This is a genomic window from Adhaeribacter arboris (assembly GCF_003023845.1).
GTDB classification, from domain to species: Bacteria; Bacteroidota; Bacteroidia; order Cytophagales; family Hymenobacteraceae; genus Adhaeribacter; species Adhaeribacter arboris.
This window is the reverse complement of sequence record NZ_PYFT01000001.1, coordinates 6,768,886-6,791,752: the sequence shown is the minus strand read 5'-3', so window position 1 is coordinate 6,791,752 and position 22,867 is coordinate 6,768,886. Positions and strand designations below refer to the sequence as shown.

At 42.8% G+C, this 22,867-nt stretch carries 12 protein-coding genes and 1 pseudogene; 9 read left to right on the top strand and 4 right to left on the bottom strand.

Going from position 1 to position 22,867, the window contains the following annotated elements; all coding sequences use genetic code 11:
• Positions 1 to 209 precede the first annotated feature (209 nt).
• From AHMF7605_RS27495 to AHMF7605_RS27475, 5 genes and pseudogenes are all read left to right on the top strand, one after another.
• On the top strand, positions 210 to 6,620 hold the full coding sequence (locus AHMF7605_RS27495; protein ID WP_158267635.1) for a gliding motility-associated C-terminal domain-containing protein: 6,411 nt from the start codon (positions 210 to 212) through the stop codon (positions 6,618 to 6,620).
• Positions 6,621 to 6,627: 7 nt separating this feature from the next.
• A complete protein-coding gene (locus AHMF7605_RS27490) occupies positions 6,628 to 7,626 on the top strand; it encodes a PorP/SprF family type IX secretion system membrane protein (protein WP_106933132.1) in 999 nt (332 codons plus the stop codon).
• Positions 7,627 to 8,408: 782 nt separating this feature from the next.
• A pseudogene (gene yiaA / locus AHMF7605_RS27485) lies at positions 8,409 to 8,808 on the top strand (inner membrane protein YiaA).
• A gap of 75 nt (positions 8,809 to 8,883) precedes the next feature.
• Positions 8,884 to 9,345 carry a GNAT family N-acetyltransferase gene (locus tag AHMF7605_RS27480; RefSeq protein WP_106933131.1) on the top strand — a complete coding sequence of 154 codons (462 nt, stop codon included), beginning with the start codon at positions 8,884 to 8,886 and terminating at the stop codon, positions 9,343 to 9,345.
• Positions 9,346 to 9,452: 107 nt separating this feature from the next.
• Positions 9,453 to 9,695, top strand: coding sequence for a DUF3820 family protein (locus tag AHMF7605_RS27475; RefSeq protein WP_106933130.1), 243 nt, complete (start codon positions 9,453 to 9,455; stop codon positions 9,693 to 9,695).
• 35 nt (positions 9,696 to 9,730) lie between these two features.
• On the opposite strand, the gene AHMF7605_RS27470 is transcribed toward AHMF7605_RS27475, so the two are convergent.
• Positions 9,731 to 15,163, bottom strand: a complete 5,433-nt coding sequence (locus AHMF7605_RS27470) for an alpha-2-macroglobulin family protein (RefSeq protein WP_106933129.1) — start codon at positions 15,161 to 15,163, stop codon at positions 9,731 to 9,733.
• Between the two features lie 704 nt (positions 15,164 to 15,867).
• On the opposite strand from AHMF7605_RS27470, the gene AHMF7605_RS27465 reads away from it, so the two are divergent.
• From AHMF7605_RS27465 to AHMF7605_RS27455, 3 genes are all read left to right on the top strand, one after another.
• On the top strand, positions 15,868 to 17,940 hold the full coding sequence (locus AHMF7605_RS27465) for a T9SS type A sorting domain-containing protein (RefSeq protein WP_106933128.1): 2,073 nt from the start codon (positions 15,868 to 15,870) through the stop codon (positions 17,938 to 17,940).
• A 152-nt stretch (positions 17,941 to 18,092) separates the two neighbouring features.
• The gene (locus AHMF7605_RS27460) at positions 18,093 to 18,293 is read left to right on the top strand and encodes a hypothetical protein (protein WP_106933127.1); all 201 of its coding nucleotides are present in this window, start codon (positions 18,093 to 18,095) and stop codon (positions 18,291 to 18,293) included.
• Positions 18,294 to 18,761: 468 nt separating this feature from the next.
• Positions 18,762 to 19,742 carry a glycerophosphodiester phosphodiesterase family protein gene (locus tag AHMF7605_RS27455; protein ID WP_106933126.1) on the top strand — a complete coding sequence of 327 codons (981 nt, stop codon included), beginning with the start codon at positions 18,762 to 18,764 and terminating at the stop codon, positions 19,740 to 19,742.
• 392 nt (positions 19,743 to 20,134) lie between these two features.
• Here AHMF7605_RS27455 and AHMF7605_RS27450 read toward each other — a convergent pair whose 3' ends face one another.
• The 3 genes from AHMF7605_RS27450 to AHMF7605_RS27440 form a co-directional block, all read right to left on the bottom strand.
• Entirely contained in the window at positions 20,135 to 20,335 is a 201-nt protein-coding gene (locus AHMF7605_RS27450) for a helix-turn-helix transcriptional regulator (RefSeq protein WP_106933125.1), read from the bottom strand.
• Positions 20,332 to 20,793, bottom strand: a complete 462-nt coding sequence (locus tag AHMF7605_RS27445) for a hypothetical protein (RefSeq protein ID WP_233219276.1) — start codon at positions 20,791 to 20,793, stop codon at positions 20,332 to 20,334. Before AHMF7605_RS27445 ends, AHMF7605_RS27450 begins: the two co-directional genes overlap by 4 nt.
• 301 nt (positions 20,794 to 21,094) lie before the next feature.
• A complete protein-coding gene (locus AHMF7605_RS27440) occupies positions 21,095 to 22,099 on the bottom strand; it encodes a helix-turn-helix transcriptional regulator (protein WP_106933124.1) in 1,005 nt (334 codons plus the stop codon).
• A gap of 199 nt (positions 22,100 to 22,298) precedes the next feature.
• Here AHMF7605_RS27440 and AHMF7605_RS27435 point away from each other — a divergent pair, with 199 nt between their 5' ends.
• On the top strand, positions 22,299 to 22,850 hold the full coding sequence (locus AHMF7605_RS27435; RefSeq protein ID WP_106933123.1) for a hypothetical protein: 552 nt from the start codon (positions 22,299 to 22,301) through the stop codon (positions 22,848 to 22,850).
• Positions 22,851 to 22,867 lie beyond the last annotated feature (17 nt).

Sequence of the window (22,867 nt, the reverse complement as noted above, 5' to 3'; positions counted from 1 at the left end):
GAAGCCTCACTCCTTATTTTTGCATTATATCTTTGTCTTTATCTACTTCTGTAGTTTTAACCAAAAGAAAAATTCCATTTAAGGTGGCTATCTGTTTAAACTAGGTGCTTGAGCAAACTTTGTACTATCAAAATATGCGTTGTTGGAATAAGCAGTTATTTCTTATTTTCTTTTTAGTTTTATTTACCTGTCTTTTTAGTGAAAACTTAATGGCGCAAGATTGTGCTGTTAAGCCGGATGCTACTTTAAAAGATGTTAAAACGACTGGTCAGCCATTTGTAAATTGCACGAATTCTTCTACTGCGGGCTACACCTTACAGGTAGAAAATACTTCGCAGACTAAGGGCACCAATACTACCTATCTAATTAATTGGGGAGATGGCTCCCCCGTTGAAAACTTGGGCGATTTTAGTACTAGAAAATCCCACACGTATCTGCAACGGGGCACGTATAACTTAAAATTTACGGTTGGTAATGCTACTTGTACCGAGGAGAAAGTTTATACTGTTTTTCATGGCAGTGTACCTAATGTAGGCTTGAGTTATAAAGATACCGATGAATGTGCTCCGGCTAATTTTGTGTTTGATATTACGCAAACCGAACTAAATGAACCCTCCACCCGATATACCTTAGATTTCGGCGATGGCACCGTCATATCCTTTGATCAGGATGATCCTAAAAGATTTTACCATACGTATAATGCTCCATCTAAGGGACAGGCCCTGGGTTATACGGTAACCGTTACTGCTTCGAATGCCTGTAAAACAACTAACCGAACAGGTAGTGGAATATATGTATCAAACGGGCCTACTCCCGACTTTAAATTAGAACCGGGCCCTGTAACGTGTGTAAATAGTCCGGTTACCCTCACGGATATTTCTGATTACGGCTATAATGCTACCGATCCGGGTTCTAAACAATTTGAGCGGCAATGGACCATTGAACCGGCCGAAGGCTGGTCTTATGCTTCCGGTTATAATGAAAAATCGGAAAAGCCCATTGTAAACTTTACGCAAAAAGGTAATTATGCTATATCCATTAATTTAGTTCCTCTAGAAGGTACCGACCCTAAATGCAAAGGCGGAGCAGTTACCAAAACATTAGCCATTATATCGAGCCCAGTTGCGGCCTTTAATACTACCCTTACTCCTTTGTCGGGCTGCGCGGCTATAGTTAATACCAGTAATACTTCTACGGGAGAAGCGGTTTCGTATCAATGGACCGTAACACCATCGGCTGGTGTTAGTACCATTGATGGAACTACCTTCACGTCTAAGGAACCTATTTTACAATTTGCCCATGCGGGTAATTATACAATTAATCTTAGGTTAACTAATATTTGTGGCGCCTCCACTGCTACACCTAAAACGGTTACCATCAAAAACATTCCAACGGTTACCTTACCAACCGCTAAAACCTATTGCGGCCCGCAAACTATTGCTTTTAGCTCTGCCAATGCGGCTCATAAACCAATCTATAATTTTAATAATACTACTCCCATATCTTATGAGTGGACGGTAACCGGACCAACTAACGGCGCTAATTTTACAACTGGCAACGGGGCTACTCTAGCAAACCCTAGTATTCAATTTATCCAGCCCGGATCATATACGGTTTCTGCTAAAGTAATTAACGAATGCGGTACTTCCACCCAAGCTAGCCAAACCATTACTATTAATGCCGTACCTGATGCCCCAGAGGTTGAAAATGCTTCTATTTGTATTAACTCGGCGGCTACTCTTACCACTAGCGCTGCCGGAACCATTGAATGGTGGTCTGCTTCCACGGGGGGTACTAAACTAAAATCGGGCAGTACGTATACCACTCCCGTTTACAGTACTGCCGGCACCTATACTGTTTACGTACAAACCACCACCAACGGCTGCATTAGTTCCCGCGAACCTGTTTCCATTATTGTTAATCCCGCGATTGACCCTAAAATAATATCCGGAGCCTCGGCTATATGCGAAGGCAGCGTTCCTAACCTATTATCGGGTCCAGCAGCTACGGGTGGGGGCGGTACCATTACGTATTTATGGGAAAGCAGCACTGCTGGTGCAACTACCGGCTTCACGGCTGCCATTGGGAAAGACAATAGTCCGAATAATCAACTAAATTTTCAGCCCGGCATACTAACTGCGCCTACTTGGTTTCGCCGGAAGGCAATGGCTGCGCCTTGCGCTACAGCAACCAGTAATGCTGTTTTTATCAACGTTAATCCACTACCAGCGCCTCCCGTAGTGCAAACAGTTTTACCGGTTTGTTTGGGCAATACGGTTACCCTTACAGCCAATGTGGTAAGTGGAGTTACTTTTACCTGGTACGATGAAAATGGTACCATTTTGCCAAACAGCTCTGCCACTAGTAACACGTATACTACCGCTCCATTAACCCGCGAAGGAACTTTTGTTTATTATGTAACGAGTACCAGCACTAACAATTGTACCAATAGTACCCGAACTAAAGTAACGGTACAAGTGCTGCCCCCCATTACCAACAACCGGATTACTACTGACCAACCAGCCATTTGCGCCGGCGAAACACCCGGTTTAATTAACAGCGCTCTACCACCTGAGGGAGGAGATGGATACGGTAATTTCACGTATTTATGGCAAAGTAAAACAGATCGGGACACAGAGTGGAAGACTGCTGCTACGGGCAACAATCCAGCTTATGCCAATAATAAAGAAAATTATCAGCCAACAGCCATTACTCGCACCACTACCTTCCGGCGGTTAATTATGTCTAGTTCTTGTGCCGCACCCAATTACAGCAACGAAATTGTAATTGAGGTTATTCCCTCCACGTTAGCTCCCGAAGTTGCCAATGTTAGTCCTATTTGCAGCGGAGAATCCGTTCAATTACAGGTTATTTCCGGTGGTGGCACTTACGAGTGGTTTGCTTCGGCTACCAGCAACGACATTATCTTTACGGGACCGGTTTTCTCTACCCCCACTTTGTTGGCTACTACTACTTATTACGTACAAAACCGTACTACTAATTGTGTAAGTCCCCGCACGCCGGTAGAAGTTATCGTTAACCCGGTTATTACAGAAAACATTATTTCTCCGGTGCCAGCTGCTTGTGCCGATGGCACGCCTAATCCACTCCTAGGTTCCGAACCTCTAGGTGGTGCCGGTTCAGGCACCTACATTTACCGCTGGGAAAGCCGCACCGAATTCACTTCTTTTGCTCCAATTAATAATGATTTAACTTTCTCGAAAGATAAAAAAGATTATTCTCCCGGCAATTTAAAGGAAACCACCTGGTTCCGGAGAATAGTACGCTCCGGTATCTGCGAAAATATTTCGGGTGAGATGAAGGTAGAAGTGTTGCCTTCTATTACCGGAAATACCATTATTTCGGCTGACGGAGTAGAATTTTGTGAAGGAGAAGTAAGCACGAAGTTAATTGGCTCCGGAACAATAAGCGGCGGCACGGGTCAATATACGTATGTCTGGGAAAGCAGCACCGATGCATTTCGTGCTAATACAGCTATAATTGCGCAAGGGCAGGGTTTGCCTTTCGCGGAGTATCTACTCCAAAATATAACGCAAACCACCTGGTTCCGGCGTAAAGTTATGTCTGGTCCTTGCTTGGTAAGTATTAGTAATAGCATTGAAATTAAGGTAAAACCATTGCCCGCTGCTCCAAAAATTGCGCTAGTGGATCCTATTTGCGTAGGTAGTTCTGCTACTATTACCGTTGATCCGGTAAACGGGATTTTATTTTCCGTGTTCGACGAAGTTGGAAACACTCTTCCGGCGAATTCATCGAATAACAATCAATTTACTACTCCTGCCCTTACCCAATCAAAAACGTATACTTATTACGTAATTGCCCAAAATAACTTTACTTGCACCAGTTCCCGAACTCTGGTAGCGGTACACGTACTCGCCCCCTTACAGAATTTTAACATTTCCCAACCAAATCCGGTATGTTCCGGCGAACGCCCGGCCGAAATAACCAATGTGGGCAATCCGGCCGGTGGCAATAACACTTATACGTACATTTGGGAGAGTAAAGCTGGTGATGAGCAGGAATTTAAAGCTGTTACTACTTCCAGTAGCAACCCGAATTATCAACCTCCGGCCATAACTAAAACAACTTATTTTCGCCGGAAAATAACTTCCGGGGCTTGTTCCGAATACAGTAATGTGGTAGAAGTAAAAGTAAATGAACAGATAGTAAATACGTTAAATGCTACTAACCAGGAAATCTGCGAAAATGTACGTCCAAGCAAAATTACTGGTTTGCCCGCAACCGGAGGCGATGGAATTACCTATACATATTTATGGGAAAGCAGCCGGGATAATAATCTTTATTCGGCAGCTTTAGCCAGTTCTGGAAACACCAATTCGCAAGTTGATTTTCAACCAGCTATGCTTTCGCGGGGAAACACCTGGTTCCGGCGAAAAGTTATTTCCGGCGCCTGTACCAGTTACAGCACGGCTATACTAATTAAAGTAAATAATTCGATTTCAAACAATACTGTTAATACAACTGGTACTACTGCTATCTGTATCAATACTAAACCCAGCCAAATTCAGGGTTCTGTACCCAATGGTGGTAATGGTACTCCTGCGTTCGTTTGGCAAACAAGTACTAATGGAATTACTTTTATTACTGCTCCCCAACCTAATTCTTCAAAAGATTATGCACCGGATGCCTTAACCCAGACTACTTGGTTCCGACGGATTGTGACCGGCATTGCCTGTTTGCCGGATACAAGTGCCGTAGTAAAGGTGGAGGTATATCAGCCGGTAACCAATAATAATATTACTAACCAAAACCAGGAAATTTGCTTAGGAAACGATGCGGCAATCTTAATCGGCTCTGTTCCGGAAAAAGGGGATGGGCAATACGTTTACCATTGGGAAAGTAGTCGGGATAACCTCAATTTTACTGCTGCGGCTACCACCACTACCAATTCTACCGCTAAAGATTATGCTCCAGGCGCTCTGACAAAAGGAATTTGGTATTTCCGTCGCTGGGTTACGGCCGGTCCTTGCAATGCCGTGGTTAGCCCGGTGGTGAAAATAACCGTGAACGATCAGATATCAGGAAATTTTATTACGGCTAATCAAACAATACGGTCCGGCGACAAGCCGACCGCACTAACTGGCCCCAAGCCCAAAGGCGGAAATAGTAACTTTACTTACCGCTGGGAAAGCAGTATAGACGGCCAAACTTTTACTATTGCTTCTGGTAATGCTGTGCAACAAACGTATGCTCCGGCGACCTTAATTAAAACTACCTGGTTCCGGCGGGTAGCTTTTTCTGGTGGTTGCGAATTAGTTAGTAACCTGGTAGAAATTTCGGTAACCCAAGCCATTGCCAATAACATTATTTCGGCTAGCCAAACTATTTGCTACAACGCCGAGCCAACTATTTTAACGGGCTCGGTGCCGAGCGGGGGCGATGGTGATTTTACCTATACCTGGGAGTATAGTACTACCGGATTAGCCGCTGATTTTTTAACGGTGCCAAACACTGGTCAAGAGGTGAATTATCAACCCGGCAGATTAAAAGGAACAACCTGGTTCCGGCGCAAAGTTAGTTCGGCAGGTAATACGCATATTTCTAACAGTATTAAAATTACTGTTGCCGAACCAATATCGGCCAATATGATAAATGGTAACCAAACTATTTGTTACGGCAACATACCTGCAGTTTTAACGGGATCTATGGTTTCGGGCGGAAGTACTTCACCCGATTACCTCTGGGAAAGTAGTACCGATGGTATTCACTTCCTGACGGCTCCTGGTATCAGCAACCAACCTAATTACACACCCAATACCTTAACCCGCGATACTTGGTACCGCCGAAACGTAAGTTCGGGTGGTTGTACCAATCTGGCCAGCAATATTGTACAGATTACTGTAATTCCATTACCCGTACTAGCTCCAATTAATCCAATAAAGATTTGTCCGGGCACGAGCGCTACTTTAGTGGCACCCAGCAACAATTATCAAATTGAATGGTTTGAAACAGCTACCAGCAATACCCCGATTTATAAAGGCGCTAACTTTTCGACTCCGGTTTTAACCAGTGAACGCACCTACTATGTACAGGCGGTTAACCAAGGCTGTGCCGGCGAGCGAGTTCCGGTTAAAATATTAGTAGAAGCACCAGTGGCAGATGCTGGCTCCGATATAACCATTGAAGCCGGTAAATCCGTTGAACTGGCAGGTAAAGGAGGAGTTTCTTACCAATGGGCTCCGGCCGAAGGACTAAGTAACCCCAACATCGCCAACCCGGTAGCTTTTCCTAAACAAACCACCCGCTATACACTAACTGTTACCACCGCCGAAGGTTGTACTGCCACCGATGAGGTAATTATTTCTCTTTTACCCGGTATTTCTATTCCGAATGGTTTTACTCCCAACAATGATGGCATGAACGATACCTGGGAAATTGCCAATATTGAGAAATATCCCGATTGTCAGGTTAAAATCTTTAATCGGTGGGGCACTATTCTTTACTCTTCGGCGGGCTACAAACAGCCCTGGGACGGCACTTATAACCAGCAAAATTTACCAGTAGCTACTTATTATTACACCATCATTTTAAAACCGGGCGAAAAGCCAGTATCGGGTAGTGTAACAATCATTAAATAAGTCGTTTATGAAAATTTTATATACTTTCGCATTAATGGCTTTATTAACAGGCAGCTTACAAGCCCAGCAACGCCCCCATTTCAGCCAGTATATGTTTAATAATTATATTTTAAATCCGGCAATTTCGGGCATCGAAGATTATACAGACGTAAAATCAGGATTTCGCCGGCAATGGATGGGTTTAGAAGGCGCGCCCCTTACTTATTATACTAGTGCGCACACTCCGCTTAACAAAACAGATATTACGGTTTCGGCCATCCGGAATAAAGACCGACGGATTAAAAGAATAGGTTTACATCAAAAAGCTCGTCCGCACCACGGCATAGGCTTTATCGCGCAGGTAGATAAAACCGGGCCTTTAAAAAGTACCTCCTTTGATGCGAGCTACGCCTATCATATTCCGTTTACAAATAAAATAAAGCTTTCGGCAGGTATTGCGGGCGGCATGTTAAAGTATCGTTTGAATACCGATGAAGTTTTCCTAGCTAATCAAAATGACCCAACCTTGTACGATAACGATATTAGTCGGCTTAAATTTAATTTAAGCGTGGGGTTATGGCTATACTCGCAACGGTTCTACGTGGGATTAGCGGGTAACCAGTTACTGCGCAATAACAAAGATTTTGAAAGTACCAGCCATTATACCGGTTCGGGCTCCCTGCAAAAGCATTATGTATTTACCAGTGGCGTACGATTTGATTTAACGCCGGCTATTAGCCTGGTGCCTTCGGTACAAGTAAATATAGCTTTACCAAGTCCACCGTCTTATGATATTAATTTAAAGGCTATTTACAGCGATCGCTTCTGGGTCGGGAGCTCTTATCGTCACGGCGATGCTTTTGCGGCTTTAGCCGGGGTTAACATAAGCTCTGTTTTAGATGTGGGTTATTCGTACGATGTTACTACTTCGGAGTTGAGCGCCAGCAATGCCGGTAGTCACGAAATTGTAGTTGGCTTTAAGTTGCGCAACCGCGGAAAAGTAATTTGTCCTATTTGGATGTGGTAGAATAAGGATCTGTGTTCATTTCTTACTAGCCTTATATTTTAGTACCAGTTTTTGAAGTTGAAAACAGACACTCCTTAAGCTACTAGGCCGCTTCTATTTAGCGCCTATAACCTACCTTCTTTTTTAATTTCTGCGTATTCCGATTATAATATATTTGGATAAATCTTTGCCAATTACTTATTCTACCCAAAGGCAGCGATTAGCTCATTTTTGCATTCCCACATTTAACTTATTTCAATAGTACCTTTATGTTTTAGCAATTAAGTAGTTGTTGGTTAATAGAATTCTGCCGCATCTATTTAGTTTTTAACAAGAAGTAAGAGGGTTAAGGGAGGCTATTAGCTTTTTGCATTCAGGGGCTAATTGCTCTTTGAAAAAAGAGCGATTTATCTACCCGGTAGTTTTCTAAAAAGATGCCATGACTCTTCTAAGCAACTTTATAAAGCGAGAAACCAGCTAAAAGAATATTATAACAAAGAAGTTATCCGCAGCAGAACCATAAAATTTGGGTTTATACATAAATAATCAACTTAAAACTTTAAAATACAAACGTCCAAGCAATAATTATAAAGTCTATTTTTATTAATTACCTAAATGATTATCAATTATATATAATTAATAATCTTACTTTTAAAAGTAATAAACTAACTAAAAATGCTTTTTCTACTATATTTTCATGCTGTATCTTTGGTTCATAATTAAGAACAGTACAAATCAAATAACTAATCTTATGCTATTAAAAACTAAGCAATTAAAAACTAAACAATTAAAAACAACCAAAAATGAATCAGAAACCTACCAACGCTTTTATTGCCGCTTCCTGGGGAGCCTTATGTATCGGAATTAGTGTCTACACCATTGGCCTATGGAACGCTTCGATGTTATCAAATGAAAAAGGATATTATTTTGTGGTCTTAATGTACGGCTTGTTCGCAGCTATTTCTTTACAAAAAAATCGTACGAGATCAGCTGGAAGGTATTCCGGTTACGGGTATTTATTACGGCCTCAGTTGGTTTTCTACGTTGCTAGCGCTTCTATTATTAGTAGTTGGCTTATGGAATGCTTCTTTAACCTTAAGTGAAAAAGGTTTCTACGGTATGTCGTTTATTCTAAGTTTATTTGCCGCTATTGCGGTACAGAAAAATACCCGCGACAGCAGAAGCTCCACTACGAGAGAATAATTAATTAGCGGTTTTCATCTGCCCAGCAGTTAAATTTATTCTAATTTACCTCCTGAATTTAAAGTTAACAAATACATGCTGCTTACTAAAGTTTGTAAATCTTTTCCCGACTTAACACCATTTGAACTATATAATATACTACGATTAAGAAGCGAAGTATTTGTAGTGGAGCAAAATTGTGTATTCTTGGATATGGATAATAAAGATCAGACTTGTCATCACCTGATGATTTACCAAAGTAACCAATTAGCCGCTTGCGCCCGTTTGCTGGCCCCCGGTTCCTACTACGACCAGATGTCTATTGGCCGGATTGTAACGAGTCCGGCTGCCCGCGGTACTGGCTTAGGAAAAGAATTAGTTGCCACTGCAATTGAAGCTTGTTTTATTCTATTTGGAGTTGGCCCGATAAAAATTGGCGCGCAGTTGTACGCGAAAGCTTTTTACGAAAGATTTGGGTTTGTTCAAACCAGCGAACTATATGACGAAGACGGCATTGACCATATTCACATGACTAAGGCTGAAAATCAAAATAGTTAACGTAAGTAAATGCCAGCTGTGCCTTCTAGTAATTACTAAATTATATAATTGCCGCCTTTCATCCTTAAAATTCAGTTATAAATTTTACTTTCTTTTCTATCGAAATCATGCCGGACCTTCCTCAACCTAACTCTGACATATTACTGGATCTGGTACGCCAGAAAATGCCTTTTGGCAAATACAAAAACACAACTCTCTGCGATTTACCCATATCTTACCTGGAGTGGTTTCATAAAGAAGGTTTCCCGCCCGGAAAACTAGGCATGCAATTAAGCACGATTTACGAGATAAAGATTAACGGCTTAACCTATTTGCTGGAGCCTATTAAAAAGCAGTTGAATCAGCGCTGATTAAGTTTATAAATAATTAACTAAGAAAAACATTATTACCTCACCCGCACTACTCCCCCACCACTGTACGAATGGTATTCGGCATTATACATTGCATCGGCGCCAACGGGACCCATTTGGAAAGTACCCGGCGACACGGCGCGAACCTGGTAGTAAAAGTACGTGGGTTTAGCAGTAGCCGTGGTGTAGATGTTAATGCGGTCGTCACGGATATCGGTGTGATCGGGAACAGACAAGTCTTTGGCCCAAGCAATTTCGCGCTCTGAGGATAAGCGGGGGTTTTCGATTTCGAAGCCGGCGGGCAGCAAATCGGTGATGGCTACGTTTGGAATGCTGCGGCCATCCTGGGTTTGCAGCGCGATGCGCACGACAACCAAATCGTTCTGCCGGAAAGTATTGCCCGTAATTTTGTTACCGTTGCGGTCGTAGAAGGCTTTGCGGACTTGCAGAAAACTGTCTTCTTCTTGGTAGCTACCACTCTGACTGATCCCTTCCACGTTCCAGAAATAATACAGCGTACCTTGGCCGTTCGTCCGGACCGATATATTACCTTGATTTAGTTTATTAGTGAGCGTGAGCGGCTTGCCGGTAAAAGAACCTATGACCTTTCCGTCCTGATATACTTTAGCGGTTACATTTCCCTGACTGCGGCGCGATAGTTTACCTAAAGCCAGCAAAGCAAAGGCCCGCTCCTGGGTATTAAACCAACGGTTCGAACGTAGCTCATCCGATAAGTGCCGGGCCAAAATACCTACTTGCGGATTATCCGGGTCGGCTTCCAACAAACTATTCAAGGAAAGCGCGCGGTCGCGCATAGCAGAGTAAAAACTACCATCCAATGCCCGCACGGCTGCCGGCCCGGTAAAAGCAGGGGGTAAAAGCTGATTGAAACTTTCCCGGTTGCCGCTCAGTGCATAGGTACTTGCCAACACGTATTTTTCATCCATAGCCAATAAATCTGGACGGGCTTTGTAGTAATTCATGGTAGCCCAATCGGTTTTACCGGCCACGCTGAGCACGTATAATGAATAGGTAATTTCGTGAGCGGCGATGAATTTACTTTGCACCTGCCGTTTAACATCGTAGAACCGGTATTCTTCCATGGCGCGGCCTTTTACTTTGCGTTGCAGGTAAGTTAAAACCTTGCTAAGCACGGTGGCATTTACCGGGTAACCAGCCTTGCGAGCTTCGAGTAGGAAATGGGTTGCGTAGGTACTCGTCCACCAGTGGGTATCGGTTTGGCCGGGCCAATAGGTAAAGCCACCGTCGTACTGTTGCATGGCTTCTATTTTGGTAATAGCTTCCTGCACCAGATAATTTGGGTTAAACGTGCGGGTTTGCCGGTCTTGGTTTAGTGCTTTGGCTAAATCGGCGTAATACAACAGCGGGAAAGCCGTTGAAATAGTTTGCTCCAGGCAACCATACGGGTATTGCAACAAATACGTAATATCATCGGTAAATTGGGTAAGTGGTGATTTACTAATGACCAAGCGGGAGGCCACCGAAGCCGGCAGAAAATCGTGGGTAGATTTAATATCGGCGGTAGCTGCGTCTTTTAATGAACCTGAACCGGATATTTTGGAGAGCGAAGCGGGAGGCCGTACGGTAATATCGGTCCGGTTGCGGAATAGTTCGCCCAAAGCTTTTACGTTTACCGTTACGGAGGCTTGACCAATAGTGGAAGCCGCTACTACTTTGTACAATATTCGGGCTTCGCTGTTGCCGGCAATAGTGGCGGGTTGTACTGTTGCTCCTATTACCCTTAAAGGACCAGTTACGGCTAAAGCACTACTCGCTGCGGCACTTTTAACGGTAGTGTTGCTAAGGGTAACGGGCACTAAAATGGTATCCATCGGACTCATAAACCGCGGCAGCGCTGTACTGATAACTAGTGGGTCGGCCACACGCATCATTTTTTCGGCGGAACCAAAGGCATTATCTTTGTAGGCTACGGCCATCACCCGCAACGAACCCGAAAACTGCGGAATATTTACTTTTACCGTGGCTTCGCCGTCGTTATTTGCTTTTAAAATACCGCTCCATTGTGCTACTAATTTTACCCGTTTTGAAGTAAGCGGATTAATGCGTTTTTCTAAATCGTAGCCGTCGCCACCAAAGCTGGAACGCTTACCCGTTAATTCCGGAAACAAGAACGGATACAAATCATAAGCATTTACTTCGAGGGCTCGCTTCTGGTAAAAAAAGTGGTACGGGTCGGGAGTTTGGTAATCTTTTAGTTGTAGAATACCTTCATCTACCACAGCCAAGGTAACTTCGGCATTAGGTGCGGTATTTACTTTTATTTGCTGGGCACATTGCGAGCGGGAGGTTTCGGCGGCGGTAATGGTTACCCCGAGCTGAGTGCTTTTTTTGGTAATTGTTACCGGCATAAACCCGCGGGCTACGGTAAGGGGTAAACTGTTATCTTTTACCGGGCGCAAAGCGGTTGCCGTAATGTAAAGGGTCGGCAAATAATCTTCTTGAATGGGTAAAGTTAGAGAAGCCGCTTTTTTATCGGTTTCCAGGTAATGGTAGCTTAGCACTTTGTCGCGCTCTACAGTTACCAGAATTTTACCGGCAAACGGTGCTTTAAACAAAATTTTCGCTTCCTCTCCTACTTCGTATGCCGGTTTATCCAGGGTAATATCTACTTCACCTTCGTTGTTTACTTCAAAAGAGGTACTTTCGGTATCGCCAAAACCGTACGCGTAAAAACTTTGGGCCACATAATTAGTGGCTCCCGGCCGCAGCACCCGGATTTCGTAATCGCCGGAAGCCATTGGGGTAAAAGTGAACGGAGCGCCACCGACAGGAATGTTAAGGGTACGACTGCTCACTACCGTTTCTTTGCGCTGCGATTTATAATTATATGCCGCGTCCGGAGAATGTTCAATTACTGATTCGTAAGTAAACCGTACCAGTTGCACGCGCGCCGGAGCAGCTACCGGCTGACCGGTTTTATTCACGGCTAACAACGGAATACGTAAGGGTTGCCGGGTACTCACGTATTCATCAAAATCGCGGATGCCGTAAAAGATGGGTTGCGTGCTTACTTCAAATTTAGAAAGGCGGTTCACCGGCCGGCCGGTTTCGTCGAACACCGTAGTATACACCGAACCGTCGAGTAAACCAATATCTTGATAATCAGCTAAGGTAAAGCTTTCCTGCCCTTCGCCCTGCCCGTTGGTCTGGCCTTGCCGAACGCTGTTCTGGATATCGACCGCCTCAGAAGTTACAATATCAAAAAGATACTCGGAAAACTTTTTAGCTTTAAAGACTTTCTTCTTTAAACTAAGCTGTACTTCGTAATTGCGGTTAGCCGCCGGTGGCCCGAATAAGTTTAGAGCAGTAAGCTTAGTAACTACACTTTCGCCGGTACTAAAGCTGGGTTTGTTCAAGGTAGCGGTTACTTTTAAGCGATCCGGAATAAATTCTTCTACGCCAATTTTCCGAGAGTTCAGCAGCACATCGTTGCCCGAATATACTTCCAGATTATACGACCCGGTTACCGCAGTATTAGGTAAGGTAAAACTGGATTCGGCGGCTCCTTGTTGGTTGAGTTTGGCTTTAACGCTTTTGTATTCTTTGCCGTTAGGCAGCAGTAATTTTAATTTTATGGGTAATCCGGCTACGGTTTTCCAGTCAGGAGTACGAACTACGGTATTCAGGTGAATAATATCGCCGGGGCGGTATAAATCGCGGTCGCCGTAAATAAAAGCATCGTACGGAATATCGTTCAGGCGCTTGCCACCCACTTCGAACCGGGAAGTATTAACCTGCGTCTGGCTGTAAGGCAGATACGTAAAATCGGAACCCAGGCGGGCGGTTATTAGACCTACTTTAAAGTCAGGCGCCTGTTTATCAATGTTGGCAAAATGGACGGCTCCTTCCTGGTCGGTGTTACCTTTGTAAACAACCTGGTTATTTGTGCTGATAAACCGGATTTCTACGCCCGATAATACTTTAGCTTCCCGGATGGAATTCACAAATACCACCACATCGTTCTTGCCTTGTTTAGCAATTAACCCAATATCCGATACCGAAATAATCTTGGAATCGCGCAGCCACTTTTGCTCGGTGCTGGTTACCGTGAGCACGTACAGACCTTTAAACTCACTGTCAAAGTCCAGATCGTCGAGGTTTAGATTGAGCAGAAAGGCGTTGCCTTGTTTACGCAGATTTTTGGTATCGTATTCGCGCTCAAAAATTATATTCCCGTTGTTTTCGTTTACCGGATACGAGTAGCTTTCGTGGTATTTTTCGGCTTCTTCGTCGTACTCGCCATCGTACATTTTGCCTTCCTGCAAGGCGCGCAATATATTATTTTCGTAAATTTTACCGATGCTTACTTTAATGCGGGGCACTTTATTTACGTTCAGGGCTATATTACGGGCTCCCTGGCTGCTGAGGTAAACGCTGCGGGCGTTCACAAATCCAATGCCAGGCCGCACCGCCGCAAACGATACAGTGTGGGTGTAATCCTGGCCCATTTTGGTACCCTCCAAGCCCGTCAGGTTTTTAGAAATAGTTAGTTCGTAAGTATTTTCCTGGGGCATATTGCCTTTCAGCACAAAACCACCTTCCATTTCTTCCACTGTAAAAGTTACCCGCGGTTCTATTTTAATTAAGGTTGCTAAGTTTTCAGTTTGCACCGGCTGAGTAGTAGCCACGTAAATGCGTTCTTCCCCGTTTTCCACCCCCGTAGTTACTTCAGAAATTTGCAAATTTTGCCGACTAGGTAAAATAACTTCTTTTTCGATAGTCGTTTTAGTTCGATAACTGCTACCGGCCGTAGCTAAACCAGGAGCAATACTCACCCGCACCGGTAGGGCATCCTCCCGGAGGGCCGAATTTTTCTTTAAACGAACGCCTACTTCTTTGCCGGTTTTTCCCAATATAATCTCGGCCGGTAATTCTACCGCACCATTATACACGCGAATCCGGTTTTTTAATAAGGCGCGGACTACCGGATAGTTAAAATTTAAATCCAAACGGGCTTCTAACTCGGCGGGGTTCGTTTCGTTTTGGGTCCAAAAAGCCCGGGCATTCTCTAAATCTAAATAAGGGGTATGAAACCGAATACTTTGTCCAGCGGGCAAGGAATGCTTTTCGGGACTATGCTGTACTAATTTTTGAGTAAACTCCGCCTGAAAATCGGTGCTGGGAGCAAAAGGTTGGAGCGGCGAAAATACCAATTCGTTCGGGGTAGTCCATTTAAAGCGGCCTTTTACGGCCGGGGTAAAGGTAATGTAAGCTACGGTATCCCATTTTTGCAACTGCGTTGCAGTAGCTAATTCTTTATTAAAAGTAAATACCAGGTTTTGCGCCGACTCAATTTGCTCTTCAAAGTTTTTACTTTCTAACTGGAGTTCGTTGCTTTTATTTTGGCAACTGAACAGGAAACAAAATACAATCAGGCTCCAAACGGGCAAGCTCTGAGTAAAACGTAATAAGAGCGAAAATTTCATAGACCGGCGAAGAAAATGTAGTGGGTAAATGACAGCGGAAACTTACACAATTGTCCATTCTCTAACGCAAAATCTGCATATTTTATTTAAGTAATATTAAATACTCCTCACGCCTGGTTATTTACTTTTTTAACTTCTACTTTTTCTCTAGCCAAAGTTTAGGTATAAAAATTAAAAAAGTACTTGTTCTGATAAAGCAGAACCAAACCACCTAAAAAATAGAAGAACATTCCTTTTAAAGACTATCCTATCACTTTAGAAGTATTTTTTTTGAAAAAGATAGGTCTTACTCAACAACAGTAATTGTTCTGGATGTTTTAAGAAAGAAAAAGCATTTTACTAAAGTTAAAGAGAGGACGGCAAAGATAAAAGTACCATTCCACTAGCCATCAAAAAACGAGCTTATTTATGTTTCTGCCGTTTCTTTCTCGTTTATTTCTTCTACCTAGTACTGTCTTAATTTTTACTTTATCCTTTTTATTTCCTTTAATAATTTAAAATAAAATTAAAATTTTTACATATAACTTTTTATATATTTCATTTTATATATAAATTGCAGATAAAATTAAACTTTTTGTTTTTATTATACTATATATTCATACTGACGTGACTTTCCCTTTCCTCAAAGAGCTTTCTTTTTTGTTTATTGTTTAACCTTCCAACCTTTTTCTAACCCTTTAAACCTTTAATCAACCCCTACTTTCATGAAAAAATGCTTACTTACCTTCATTACCTTGCTGGTGGCACTTTGCTCGGTAATTACCAGCAAGGCAACTGACTTTTCCAACCCCTGCGAAAAAAGCGACTCTTACTTTAAGATCAACTACGGGAGTGCAGTCCGCAACGTGGATAATACCATGACCCTCTCGTTTGAAATTCGCAATTACAGCAACAAGAGTTTTTCCTACGCAGCTTTTGAATTACCCGATGGTTCCTCGGTGATTACCCCAGCTCTGAAATACGCCAGCACGTACTCCTATCAGGTTCATAATGGCACCAATTACCCGTTCGAAGCCATCAAGTTTATTCCTGATAATGCCAATAATACCTTTAAAAACGGTCAAGCGGACGTTTTCGTCTATACGCTTAGTGCGCTGGACTTTGATAAGCTCACTACTATCCGGGTCAAAGCCGTTGCCGATAGTTATACCGCCAAAGTGGTGTTTGTCGCCAAAGCTTGTAATTACCAAGTAATAACTCCTCCCCCGCCCGTTTGCTCAGTTACTCCCGAAGAAGCCGCTTTGTATCCGACTCCCGTGTTAAAACAAATTAAATATACCGTGGATGGCGTACCCGTGGCATCCATCCAGGAGGTACAACCCGGTAAAAAGCTTAAAGTATGCTTTACCGTGCCGGCTAGTCCGACTACTTACACCTATTCCTTGGTGAGTTATAAGGCTCCTTCGGCCGTTTACAGCAACCAGACGGCGGCGCAACAAGAACTGTTTGATTCGGAAATGATCGATACCAAAGGGGGAGAAGAAGTTTGCCTGGAGGTAGATATACCTAACTGCTATTTTCAGGTCGATCTTATCAAAGGTTGCCTGATTAAACAATTAGGGCCGGCCAGCTCCAATAATTTTTACGGCCTGCAAAAAAGATTGATCTCCAATAAAAACGGCGGTAGTGTCTCCTGTATTGATGTAGTTCCCCCACCGGTACCCGTGTTGTGCGACAAAACGGATCAGTGTTTTGATTTCAGCTACAAAGGCTACGTAGTTAATAAAGACGGTAAAACCGTAACCTTAACTTTTAAAGTGAAAACCAACTGCGATAAAGACTTAAGCAATGTCGCGTTTGAGTTACCCGCCGGCGCCTTAGCCAGTGGCGGTCTATTTGGTTTCTACAAAGGTTTATTTATCTATAAAACCGATATTACCAGCTTGCCTTTCCGAGCCTTGAAATACGAAGGAATTGGCATCAACGGCTACAAAAATGGGGTAACGGAAGAATTCAAGTACCTGATGAACAAAGCGGATTTTGACAAAATGACTACCATCCGTGTGCAGGCTAAAGCGGGAACGACAGTAGGAACCGTTTCGTTTGAGGCGCAAGGCTGCAATAACGAAGAAACACCCACTTGCGTGAAGCCGGAGATCGAACTGACCGGTCCAACTATCGTAAGTCTTTCCGATAACGTGCCGGTAACCTTTACCATTAACGCCAAAAAAGGCAATGACTTAACCTATACTTGGTCAGTTCCTTCCGACTGGACGATTCTTTCGGATAAAAATGCTAGCTCTATCTTGGTGAAAGTAGGCAAGAAAAAAGGTGTCGTGTCTGCTACCGCCCGCAACTCTTGCGGCGTGGTGATTAAAACCCTGACGGTGGAACCCATCAAGTGCGCCGATGTGGACGAAGACCACAACAAAGATTGTGGGAAGGGCCGCGACAAAAACCACGACCGTTACTGCGATAAAAACCACGGCAGCTATTGCGATAAAACCCGGGATAAATCCCACGGCAAGTATTGCAAAAAAGACCACGATACCGATTGGAGCCCGGATACGACGCCGTCCCCCGAAGAAGCTTGCGTAATTGCTCCTAACCCGATTACCAAAGGGTATTGTGAGATCAAACTCGATGGAAAAGCCAGTGGTCAGATCCAGATTTTGGATTACTTAACCGGCCGCCCGGTTTGCACGAAGTCTTTTGTTCAAGGAACGCGTTCGCTCGTGCTCTATACCCAAAGCTTAGGCATGAAAAAGGGATTGTACATTGTCGTTTGCAAAATAGGTAACGAAACCAGTTATTCCCGTTTGAGTGTCCAGCAATAAATAACCGCCTATTCTTTTTACCAACAAAAAGAGCCCCGTCAAGCGGCTCTTTTTGTGATACCTTAGATTAAGAGTAATCAGAATGTGGCTAGCCAACGTTTTGATTACTCTTTTCTACAATGGTAAATTAAAATTAAACGGGAACTTAAGTCATGACCAAACTCAGAATCCTGGCTGTCTTCTCCTATATGGCACTTATTTCCTTGGCCATGTGCCTGTTCGTCTTATTCGTCCAGATACCCCTTAGCGTAATTGGAATGTGGGTGTGGGAGGATGAAACCTTCGTGGAAGTAGTAGAAAAGGTTCATAGAAATATACCGCAGATAAATCAAAACTCCCACCAAAATAAGTAACTTAAAAAACGAGAGGAAAGCTGAAAAAGCCTGCTAGCTTCTACCCTCATTGTCTAAGAAAATAAAGGGGAAAGGAAGTGCCTTCAATACTTTAACGCCAGCGGAAAAGATTTCCACTAGAAATAAAAAAGTGGCTGCTTCTATTCTAGGTGGCTTACAAGCAAGGCACTAACTCCGGCTATTCTTACTTGAAGGTACAACAATAAATAATTTCCTTTTCTATTTACTAAAGAGCCATTCCAAATGGCTCTTTTTTATTGCTAGCCTATTTAAAGAAAGTTAGAGGGATTGAGGCATCTCCATTATCCATTAGTTAAAGGGAAGTTCTTCCATCAAAAATGGCAGCTTCTAATTTTTATTAAATTATTACCAGCAATATTAAGATAAAGTTAAGAAAATAGAGTACCGCCTTTCTCTGTAAAATTAAATCTTATCTTGTGCCCGGTTTAGCTCTCAGAAATAACATTGATGATGATTCTTCTCGCCAGAAAGTTAGTTCGCAATAGTTGCTGGATGATCGCTCTGCTGTTGAGTTTTACTTTAACGCCGCTACATGCCCAGACTAATGCTCTCCATATTTTCAATGTCCGCAGCAGCCAGGACTTACACGCGTTTTTTAAATACACGGGCCAGGATATTCCCTTAATTAGCGGGCACCGGGGTGGTACCACGAAGGGTTTTCCCGAGAACTGCATTGCTACCTTCGAAAATACTCTTCGTTATACCCCTGCTTTCTTTGAAATTGATCCTCGTCTAACCAAAGATAGTGTTATTGTGTTGATGCACGATGCTACCCTGGACCGAACCACCACCGGATCTGGGAAAGTAGCGGATTATACCTGGGCGGAATTGAAAAAATTGAAGCTCAAAGATGCTGAAGGGAAGGTTACCCCTTATGGTATTCCCACTCTGGATGAAGTAATCGAATGGAGCAAGGGCAAAACCATTATCAACCTGGACAGAAAAGATGTACCCTTAGCGATGACTGCCAGAAAGCTACGGGAACACCAAGCCGAAGCTACCGTTATGCTAACGGTACATAGTGCCGAACAAGCCAAGTTTTATCTCAAGGATAACAAAAACCGGATGTTTTCTGCCTTTATTCGAAACAAAACAGAGTTGGCGGATTACGAAAAAGCGGGTATTCCCTGGACCCACCTCATGGCTTATGTTGGGCCTGCAAATAAACCCGAAAATAAAGAAATGTACGATTTATTGCACGCCCGGGGAGTGATGTGCATGATTTCCGCTGCTCCCAGTTATGATAAATTGCCCGACCCAGCAGAACGAAAAAAGGCTTACCAGGCCATCATCCAATTGGGGGCTGATGTGATTGAATCCGACTTGCCCATTGAGGCTGCTGCAGCTGTTCAGCCGCTCTTGAAACCTACTAGTGCTAAAGCAAAATACTTCGGCAAAATCGGCTTAAATAAAAAGAAAGCTTTTTAAGAAAGTATTCCGCTCGCACCAAAGCGGAGGCTCAAACTTTTAAGTCTCAGAGGTAATAAAATTAAGATAAAGGTAACAGTAATAGGTGGCTCAGAAGATATTCCAACTTTAGGTTCATCTTTAGCCGAAAAGCTAAAATGCCTACGATAGTTACGGGAAGGTACCAGTGAAAACAATCAAATGCCAGAGGCCATAACAATGCATGAAAAATCACTTGTCTTGCACCCTAAAAAAGAAGGTGGCAGATGCTGGAGAAACTGGTAAAACAGCCATACTGGTAGAATAACCTTGTCGCTAATTTTAATTAAACATATTACCTCCTTTTTCTTAGAAAGAGGAATAAGAAAAACGAAGATTGGAATAAAGAATTTCTTTCGACTACTTCTTTGCTGTTAATCTTCTTCTTCCAACAAGAAAATAGCTTCTACGTTTTTTTCAAATACGCGCGCAATCTTTAGGGCCAGAATGGTGGAAGGCACATACTTGTTGGCTTCCATGGCATTGATCGTCTGACGGCTCACCCCTATTTTCTTGGCAAGTTCTTCTTGGGTTAAATTATGAATTGCCCGCTCCACTCTTATACTGTTCTTCATGCCATAGCCTTTGAAGTACGGTACAATATAAAATTAAACCGGATTAGAAAAATAAACAACACGGTAAACATGTGGAAGATCATAATCTGATAAAAGCCCAATCCATAGACAAAAAGTATTGAAAATAAAAGCAAGCCATAATTAATATAAGTGGCCCAGAGTAAGGACTCTAAACGAATTTTAGCAATATACTCATCTTCCTGTTTTTCTTGGGAGAATGCAGCCAGGATTCCCCCGACAATAACGAGTACAGCAATAATTTCGTCTACTATTGAATTCTCAATAAAGGTAAAGACTTTCGCCGGTTCAATTCCATCGTTATAAAGAGCAAAAACAGTAGCATCTACGGAAAATATCTGGTAGTCAAATGACATTAATAGACCAACCAGAGAGGAAGGAAGGAGGAGTAACCAGCCGAGCAGCTTAAATCGATGGGGAAAAAGATAACGTGTTTTCATAATTTTAGTGTTTTATAGATGACGAGGCAAATGTAAAGAATATTTTACTTTTGTCAAGTATTTTTTACAAAAAGTTTTAAATACTTTACATTTTAAAACAAGAGTTTTCCTTTAGCTTGTCGGAATTAGAGAAATGCGTTATCTAAAATGCTTGACTTTTTTGAGAGGAAGGCGAAGCTGTTCAGTAGAATATCCCGATTTCTTGTGCGCTCTTCCTGAGAACTCAGTTTAGTAATTTACTTGAACTAGAGAAACCTTCGAGTCATTTGGTAAGAGCTAATTATGTCAACCTAAATTAAAACTACCAGGATTTCTTTTCCGTGATTTTGCTGGGCGGATACCCAAACATCTTACTAAAGGCTGTCGAGAAGTTATTTGGGCTGCTATAGCCCACCTGGTAGGCGGCTTCGGCCACGTTATATTGTTGGGTTATTAAAAGCTCTTTGGCCTGGTTCATGCGAAGCGCCTGAATATGACCAAACACGGTATGGTTAAACAATATCTTATATCCCTTTTTTAATTTAAACGCATTGATCTGAAACTGAGTAGCAATCTGGTCTAAGGATAAGGGTTCGGCAAAATGGTGCAGAATGAAATCATGAGCCGCTAATAGCTTTTCCTTGTCTATCGAGTTGATTTCCCCCGAACGGGCGGGAATTTTTCTGACTTGTAATAGCTCTTCTAATTCTAAAGAAAATAATTCATAAGCCTTGGCTTCGATAAACAGGTGCTGCGTAATTCCTTTGAAACTATTAGCCGAAATGGCATGACTAATTTTTTGGTACTCACTATGCCGGGAAAAACTTAAAGGAAACGCTAGGCAGAAATCTTCCGGTTGCTTTCCTTTCAGCAATCGGGTTAAATCCGCTTCGTTTTCTGTTACCTTAAAAAAGAATTCCGGCTTCAGGTTAATGTTAATCAACGACAGCTTCCCGGGATGCAAGGTGAATTTATTCTGGTAGTTCCAGGAATAAACAAACATATGCGGAGAATGCTCTATTGCCCGGTGCTGACTATCATAAAAACTATCCGAACCAATGGAACCCCGCAGCAAAAGCGTAGAGCTCAAGCGTTCCACTCCGTCCTGGGCCAGAAATACTAAACTTTTTTCCAAATGCATTTCCATTAGGGAAACTTCCACATTGGGCGAGGAAAAGGTTTTAAAACAGCCTTGCACTACTCCTGGCTCGTTAAACAGAAAACAGTATTCTTGGTACCTAGCATTCAGCGGAGCCATTTTCATTTCGCTCAGGCCATGATGGCCGATAATGTTTTTCAGCGTCCAGTCGGTGTACAGCTTTTCCATGCAAGTTCTAACTACAGCCAGTTTGTTTTACTCCCGCAATAAGAGATGAATACCCATCTGTTCTTTTTCTACCATCCAATTTGCAGAGATAATAATCCGGATTGAAGAGGTGGTACAAATTTACAAATCCGACTTTTGTCCTGTTTTCGGAGAGGATAAGTTTTTAACCGAAAGAAACAACATTAAACCAATTTAATCAATGAAAAATCTAATTAAATTTAAAAGTAATCGCTTCCTTTTTAGTATTTGCTTTCTTTTAGTAACGGCCTTAGGATGTACGAAGGAGGAAATGGAAGAAGTAATAGTCGGCGATGTGCCGCATAAGACAGTTCCCGAACCATTTACCGGTGATTTTGCCTGGTCACAAGTGAGTAGTGGCGGGTATAATGATGCTTACGGCGGCTATTATTCGGGTTTGGCGCTAGGTGCTCAAATGCATTTAAATCAGAACGGCACCGGAACCTACGTTTTCCGGTATGATATTCATTACGCCAACGGGGGCGCCAAGAGTGTGCACATTGATTCGGATGTTGCTTATGAAATAGAGAAAATAAGCGCAGATCGGATGAATATGACGATCCATTTTATCCGGGGTAAGAATTACGAAGACGGTCATTTTTTACATGATTTGGATCCTTCTAAGATATACCCTAACGGAGATTTTGTCTGGAATAATGTCCCGTACGGTATTAATGCGCAAGGGAAAATATTCTTCCAGCCCGGCCCCGATTTAACCTTTACCAAAAAATAATTCTATTTCATCCAAAC

What these genes read in the sequence shown, in the direction of transcription:
- AHMF7605_RS27495 (WP_158267635.1), top strand. Translation starts at nt 210, where the DNA reads ATGGCGCAAGATTGTGCTGTTAAGCCGGATGCTACTTTAAAAGATGTT.
- AHMF7605_RS27490 (WP_106933132.1), top strand. Translation starts at nt 6,628, where the DNA reads ATGAAAATTTTATATACTTTCGCATTAATGGCTTTATTAACAGGCAGC.
- AHMF7605_RS27480 (WP_106933131.1), top strand. Translation starts at nt 8,884, where the DNA reads ATGCTGCTTACTAAAGTTTGTAAATCTTTTCCCGACTTAACACCATTT.
- AHMF7605_RS27475 (WP_106933130.1), top strand. Translation starts at nt 9,453, where the DNA reads ATGCCGGACCTTCCTCAACCTAACTCTGACATATTACTGGATCTGGTA.
- AHMF7605_RS27470 (WP_106933129.1), bottom strand. Translation starts at nt 15,163, where the DNA reads ATGAAATTTTCGCTCTTATTACGTTTTACTCAGAGCTTGCCCGTTTGG.
- AHMF7605_RS27465 (WP_106933128.1), top strand. Translation starts at nt 15,868, where the DNA reads ATGAAAAAATGCTTACTTACCTTCATTACCTTGCTGGTGGCACTTTGC.
- AHMF7605_RS27460 (WP_106933127.1), top strand. Translation starts at nt 18,093, where the DNA reads ATGACCAAACTCAGAATCCTGGCTGTCTTCTCCTATATGGCACTTATT.
- AHMF7605_RS27455 (WP_106933126.1), top strand. Translation starts at nt 18,762, where the DNA reads ATGATGATTCTTCTCGCCAGAAAGTTAGTTCGCAATAGTTGCTGGATG.
- AHMF7605_RS27450 (WP_106933125.1), bottom strand. Translation starts at nt 20,335, where the DNA reads ATGAAGAACAGTATAAGAGTGGAGCGGGCAATTCATAATTTAACCCAA.
- AHMF7605_RS27445 (WP_233219276.1), bottom strand. Translation starts at nt 20,793, where the DNA reads ATGAAAACACGTTATCTTTTTCCCCATCGATTTAAGCTGCTCGGCTGG.
- AHMF7605_RS27440 (WP_106933124.1), bottom strand. Translation starts at nt 22,099, where the DNA reads ATGGAAAAGCTGTACACCGACTGGACGCTGAAAAACATTATCGGCCAT.
- AHMF7605_RS27435 (WP_106933123.1), top strand. Translation starts at nt 22,299, where the DNA reads ATGAAAAATCTAATTAAATTTAAAAGTAATCGCTTCCTTTTTAGTATT.